Raw genomic sequence first — 6,402 nt, 5'->3', positions numbered from 1 at the left:
CGACTGTTGATTGTTAAAGAACGGTATTCGGTACTGCCTTGCTGTATTCGACGAAGCGTTGTGTTCGTCAGCAGCAGGAAAGAGAGTATGCCGTGTTTCGCTTGGCTCGTCAATCCTCATTTTTGCTTCGTTGCAGATTTCTCTGCAGACTTCATGACGGTAACTAGTTGATTACGTTAACGTTTTTCAGTCCCGACACCAGCATTGACTGCTGAGTGCCCCGAAGCGGAGGCGAACTATAGCAAACGATTCGAGTCCTATGCAAGCCCTTTCGCGTGCGCGTGCGCATCTGCCGAACAGGCATCCCGCTAGCACTCCAGTTATGATGGCATTCTTGCCATTTTGCTCAACAATCAATGTCTCTTCGCCTTCCCCCTGTGCCGCTCGTCGCCGGCCTGCTCGCCAGCGTCGCCTCCACTGCCTTTTCCCAGGTGCTGCCCTCTCCTCAAGCGGTGGTGGTCGTCACCGGTTCGCGCACCGAGCAGGAGAGCTTCGATCTTCCGGCGGCCGTCAGTGTCGTCGATGCGGAGCGCATCGGCGCGGGGCAGGTCCGCGTCAATCTGTCGGAATCGCTGGTGACCGTGCCCGGCATCGTGGTCCAGAACCGCCAGAACTATGCGCAGGATCTGCAGGTGTCTTCGCGCGGCTTTGGAGCGCGCTCGTCCTTCGGCGTACGGGGCGTTCGGCTGGTCGCTGACGGGATCCCGGCGACCATGCCGGACGGCCAGGGCCAGGCGGCGACCTTCAACCTCGACATGGCCGATCGTATCGAAGTGCTGCGCGGTCCCTTCTCCGCCTTGTACGGCAACCATTCGGGCGGCGTGATCCAGCTGTTCACGCGCGATGGCGAAGGCGCCCCGAAAGTCGAGGTCTCGACCAGCGCCGGCAGCGACGGCCTGCGCAAGACCGACGTCAATGCGCAAGGCGCGGCGGGAGGAATCGGCTACGTGGTCGATGCCTCGCGCTTCGAAACGGATGGCTACCGCGACCACAGCGCGGCAACCCGCGACCAGGCTTATGCCAAGCTCACGCTGGCCACTGGCCGCGATGGCAAGCTGACCATCGTGGCGAACTCGCTCGAGCAGGACGACACGCAAGATCCGCTCGGCGTCACCTGGCAGACCTTCGAACGCGATCCGCGCGCGGGCGAGATCGACCTGACCGATACGCAGACGCCGCAGCGCACCTTCGCCGAGCGCTACAACACCCGCAAGAGCATCGATCACCAGCAGTTGGGCCTGAACTGGCAGCAGCGCTTCGGTCCGCACCGCCTGCACCTGACGGTGTACGGTGGCAACCGCCGCGTGATCCAGTACCAGTCGTTCTCGCGCGCCTTCCAGGCGCCTCCCACCCACTCGGGTGGCGTGATCGATTTCGACCGCGACTTCCGCGGCGTCGACGTCAACTGGCAGGACGTGCGGGCCCTGGGTGCAGGCACGCTGCGCACCACCTTCGGTGTCGAGTACGCCGATTCGGAAGACGCGCGCCAGGGCTTCGAGAATTTCGACAGCGCCGGCTTCGGCGTCAAGGGCCGGCTGCGGCGCGACGAAGACAATCGCCTGACGAGCATCGATCCGTATATCCAGACGCAATGGGAATCCGGCGCATGGGTGCTGACGGGCGGCCTGCGTCACACACGCCTGAAGGTCGGCGTGAGCGACCGCTTTGCCGCGAACGGCGACGATAGCGGCGGCACCTCGTACAACGGCACGGCGCCGGTGCTGGGCGTGCTGCGCAAAATTTCACCGTCGCTGAACGTGTATGCCAGTGCGGCCCGCGGTTTCGAGACGCCGACGCTCAACGAACTGTTCTACTCCGCCACCGGTGCGGGCTTCAATTTCGGCCTGGCCCCCAGCCGCAGCGTGCATCTCGAAGTCGGCGCCAAGTCGATGTTCGGCGCCCACACGCGGGCCGACGTCGCGCTGTTCCAGGCCCGCACCCAGGACGAGCTGGTGGTCGATGCGTCGAGCGGCGGGCGCACCAGCTACCGTAACGCGGGGCGCACCCTGCGCCAGGGCATGGAGCTGTCGATCGCCTCAACCTTCGCCGGCGGCTGGAATACGCTGGTCGCGGCCAACCTGCTGCGCGCCATCTACGACGACGGTTTCGGCGCCATCCCGAAGGGGAACCGCCTGCCCGGCGTGCCGCGCGCGAGCATGTTCTCGGAACTGGGCTGGACCGCCCGCGACGGCAGCTTGAACGCCGCGCTCGAGGCGCAGGCCAGCAGCAAGATCCATCCGGACGACGCCAACACCGCCGTGCCGGCGCCCGGGTACGGCATGCTCAACGCGCGCGTCCAGGCACGCCAGCAAATCGGCCGCTGGCGGTTCAAGGAATACCTGCGCGTGAACAACCTGCTCGACCGCGATATCGTCGGCTCGGTGATCGTCGCGGAAGCGAACCGCCGCTATTACGAAGCCGCGCCGGGCCGCAACTGGCTGCTCGGCTTCAGCGCGCAGTACCAGTTTTAGCCAGTGCAGCGGGCGCTGCCGCTGCCGGTAGCGCCGCCGCCGGGTAGAGCTGCGCGAGCACGGCATCCGCGGCCGGGGCGATCGCCGCTTCCACCAATGCGACGGCGGCGCCCAGGTCCGGCGCCGCACGCAGCGCGCGCCACAGGGCCGGCAGGTCGGCCACATGCGCGCCGACGGCCCGTTCGACTTCGGCCTGCCAGAACGGCGGCGCCTCGCTTTCCACATAATTGCCGCGGCCGCGCCCGAAATGCGCCACCGCCAGGTAGCGCAGCAGCGCGCCGGTCAGCAGGGTCTGGAGGAAGGCATCGGCAAACTGCACGGTGTGCTGGTTGCGGTCGGTGCCGACATTGAATCCCCAGGCGGCGCCCGCCATCGTCAGCGCGCCGACAATCGCTCCGAGCAGCGCGCCGCCGCCGAGTGTCAGTCCGCCCGCCATCAGGTCGGCCGACAGCCCGGTCGCGGCGCCCGACACGACGGCGCCCAGCAAGCCCGCCTGGGCCTTGTCGACCGGCGCGCGCACGGCAAAATTCTCGCGCACGCGCGCATTGATGGCGGCGGCTTCGCCTGGATCGAGCCGGTGCAGGACCAGCATGCGCGCCGTGGTCGTGCCGATTTCGTCATTGAGGCGCTGCACCAGCGCGGCCATGGCCAGTTCCTGCCGCTTCTGCTCGTCCTTGCCCAGTCCAACCGCCTTCAAGGCCGACTTCAGCAAGCCCTTGCCTTCACCGGCGACTTCCTGCTGGTCGCGCGCCGCCACCGCCAGCAGTTCGGCCACCAGGCGCAGCGCGCTGCGGTAACGCTGCTGGTTTGCAGCTTCCCATGCCGCCAGCACGCGCGCGTAGCCTGCCTGCTTGTCCGGTTCGATCAGCTTGCCGATCGCCTCGTAGAACACATGCTCGTGCACCCAGCAGCGGGCGAAGGCATCGAGCGGCAGCACTTCTTTCACCACCGGGAACTGGGCGAGGTGCTGTTTCCAGCGTCCCTGCTCCGCCGACTCCTCCGCTCCCGGCCGCGGTGGTCCCATCTGGTTGAGCAGCACGGCGACCGGCTTGCCCAGCCACTCGAGGATTTTCATCTCGGGCGGCAGGTAGCCGGCATCCTGCGGCGACTCGGACGAGTTGACCAGGTAGAGCACGACGTCGGCTTCTTCCTTGGCCGCGCGCAGCGCCTGCTGGCTGAGCCAGAACGGTCGGTCGCGGTAGCGGTCGAACACCTCGCGCAGGAACCAGCCGATCGGGTTGCCCGCCATCGACAGGCGCTTGAGCAGGCGCACCGAATCGCCGAAGCCCGGCGTGTCCCACAGCATGAGGGAGTCGCCCGCTTCGCTCGATTGCAGCAGGTGCGCTTCGGAGAATTGCGTCACGTGGGCGGCGTCGCGCACTTCGCCGACATCGGTGCCCACCAGCGTGCGGGCCAGCGTGGTCTTGCCGTTGTTGGTGTGCGAAACGAGCGCGAACTGGATCTTGACGGGGGCCTCGTTCATCGCAGCTCCGGCAGGGCCAGCCCGGCGCCCAGTTCGACCGGGTACTTGTCGGGCTGGACCAGGTTCACGAAGGTGGCCGAGGTTCCGTGGAAGCTGCAGAACTGGCGCCACAGTGCGACGCGCTCGGCCAGCCGCGCGGCATGGTCGGGCTGCTCGCCGGCGCGCTCGACGAAGGACGATTCGTCGACCAGTACCGCCACGCCGCGCCGGACCCGCTTGGCCAGGTAGTCGAGGATGTCGCCGTGGTTTTCGTTCTCCGGCGTGGCCGCGAGGCTGAACAGGACGGCAGTCACCGTGATGCCCGGTTCATCCAGGGCCGTGCCCTGCAGCGCTTCTTTCGCATCGATGCCGTAGCCGATCGCGGGACGCAGCTGGACCCTCGCCTGGCCGCCCAGGCTGGCCGCGGCCACCGCCCACAGCCCGCGGTCGCGCGCTTCGTCGAGGTTGTAGCTATAGGGGATAACGCGCAGTAGCGCGGGCGTGCCCGCGCCGATGCCATCGGCCAGCTTGCGATAGTAGGGCTGGTCCAGGTCGAGCGGGAAGCGGCGCGCCAGGCGGTGCGCGCGCCAGCCTGCGGCCGCTGCCAGCAACAGGCGCGGCAGAACCACGAGTAGCAGCAGCGTAGCGCCGTACAGGTGGACCCAGCGCTCGCCGCTCACGGTCGATACCGCGCGCCCGAAGCGCAGCAGTTCAATCTCCGCCAGCGAGAAGCCCTGCAGGAAGGGAAAGACGCTCATGGCCGGCATGAACAGCCAGGACAGCAGCGTGTGGACGTCGCGGCCGTCGAGGAAGGTGCTCTCCCATCCAATCTGGTATTGGGTCAGCAGGCCGCGCGCATACAGCGAGGCGATGGCGCCGAGCGCGAAGCAGGCGGCAGCAAGATGAATGGTGCGGCTCAGGCGTGCGCGCGCCAGCGGTTCGCTCAGCGCGCCCCAGTCGGCCATGAAGGCGGTCACGCCATTGGCCAACGCACCTGGCAGCTTGCGCGGCACCGCAGCCTTGCCGACGCTGAGGCGCCGCAGCAGCTTGGGCCCTGCCCAGCCGTGGCGTTTACCGGGAACGAGCGCCCACACCAGCAGGCACAGGTAGACCAGCAGGTTCCAACCGATGATCAAGAGGAAGGGTGCGGACAGCAGGTCGACGCGGTGCGGATCCGCGATCCGGTCGATCGCCGCGCCGCCCACGAAAGCCAGGAATGGCAGGGCAAGCCAGACGCCCGGCAGGCCGAGCTTGCGCCGGGCGAAGCTGCCGAAAGCGGGCGTGCGCTCGCCAAGGCGTTTCAGGATCTGTTCCGAGCGCTGCTCGAGGAAGTGATGCTGGGTGACGGCCGACTTGCTGTCGGCCGCCTGCCATGCCGCGAGCTCCTTCGCACTGCGGCTTGCGTATTTGCGGTCGTCGTCGCTCAGGACCTCGTGCTTCGCATCCGCAGACTCGATGGCGCGCACCAGGACGACATTGCGTGCAACCTGTTCGTTCATGCTGTTCCCGTCATGGTTGAAATGGCAAGGCTTACAGTGGCATTGTGCCCCAGTTTTGTGCAAGGGGCAGCGCGGTGTGCCTACTATGCACTGCACCGGATATTTGCCTCCAGGGCTTGCGGTGCAATTATTCTTTGCATCGCTCATCAGGAAGGCAAATGAACAGGCGTAAAAAAACCCGGAACGGGTCCGGGTCCAGGTGCGCAAGTCTTCTGGTCAGGAGCGCGGCGTTTCACGTTTGGGTTTGCTGCCGTAGTCGGATGCCGGCTGGTCAGGGCCACCCTGGGGCGCTGCTTCCGAAGCGGACTGGCGCGAGCCTGGATTGCCGACCGAGGATTGCTGGGAACCCGCGGGCTGCTGCTGCTCCATGCCGGTCGATTGCTGCAGCTGGCCCAGGCGATCCTGCTCGCCGCGCGCCTGCATGCGCTGCGCCTGCTGGCGCGCACTCCATGCGCCGTGCTGCGTGCCGACGCCGTTGCGGGCGCCGTGGTTCAGGTCGGACTGCATCGCGCCCAGATTCGCCTTCGGGAACGGCGTATCCGCACCGCCGGGCATGACATAACCGGGCGCCCTGCTCTGCAGACTGTCTTCCGCTACCGTCATGACCTTTGGCTTGTGAATACCCCGGGCACGATTGTCCCCGCCCTTGACCTTCTCTTTGGATTTCATGATCGCTCCTCTGCGTGCTGAACCAATGGATCGATCATGCGCGCTGCCGCTCCAGGTCTGTATAGGAGAAGGATTCGCGGATATGTAGGAATGTCCGCACGCTTTGCTTGGGCTAACAGGACGGTTATCGCGCTTTTGCCTCGCCGGATATCGTGCTGCCAATGCTGGCGGGCTGAGGAGAAATAAGCACGCAAACGCAAAAAACCCCGCAGAGATCACTCTGCGGGGTTTTGCTTATAACTAGCCTGACGATAACCTACTTTCACACTGGTTGCAGCACTATCATCGGCGCAAAGTCGTT

At 66.2% G+C, this 6,402-nt stretch carries 4 protein-coding genes; 1 reads left to right on the top strand and 3 read right to left on the bottom strand.

The annotated features are described in order from the left end of the window. Positions 1-356: 356 nt before the first annotated feature. Complete coding sequence (locus tag AC3XQU_RS22575; protein WP_489876409.1) at positions 357-2,471, top strand: TonB-dependent receptor family protein; 2,115 nt, start codon at positions 357-359, stop codon at positions 2,469-2,471. On the opposite strand, the gene AC3XQU_RS22570 is transcribed toward AC3XQU_RS22575, so the two are convergent. From AC3XQU_RS22570 to AC3XQU_RS22560, 3 genes are all read right to left on the bottom strand, one after another. After that, a complete protein-coding gene (locus tag AC3XQU_RS22570; RefSeq protein ID WP_489876408.1) occupies positions 2,449-3,954 on the bottom strand; it encodes a DUF3482 domain-containing protein in 1,506 nt (501 codons plus the stop codon). The two genes, AC3XQU_RS22575 and AC3XQU_RS22570, sit on opposite strands and share 23 nt — an antisense overlap. Continuing rightward, positions 3,951-5,432, bottom strand: coding sequence for a DUF2868 domain-containing protein (locus AC3XQU_RS22565; protein WP_489876407.1), 1,482 nt, complete (start codon positions 5,430-5,432; stop codon positions 3,951-3,953). Before AC3XQU_RS22565 ends, AC3XQU_RS22570 begins: the two co-directional genes overlap by 4 nt. Positions 5,433-5,648: 216 nt before the next feature. Beyond that, complete coding sequence (locus AC3XQU_RS22560) at positions 5,649-6,101, bottom strand: hypothetical protein (RefSeq protein ID WP_489876406.1); 453 nt, start codon at positions 6,099-6,101, stop codon at positions 5,649-5,651. Between the last annotated feature and the right edge of the window lie 301 nt (positions 6,102-6,402).

This window comes from Telluria sp. AZSoR62, from assembly GCF_058111565.1.
The sequence above is the reverse complement of the archived record's forward strand: the minus strand, read 5'-3'. Positions and strand labels throughout refer to the sequence as shown.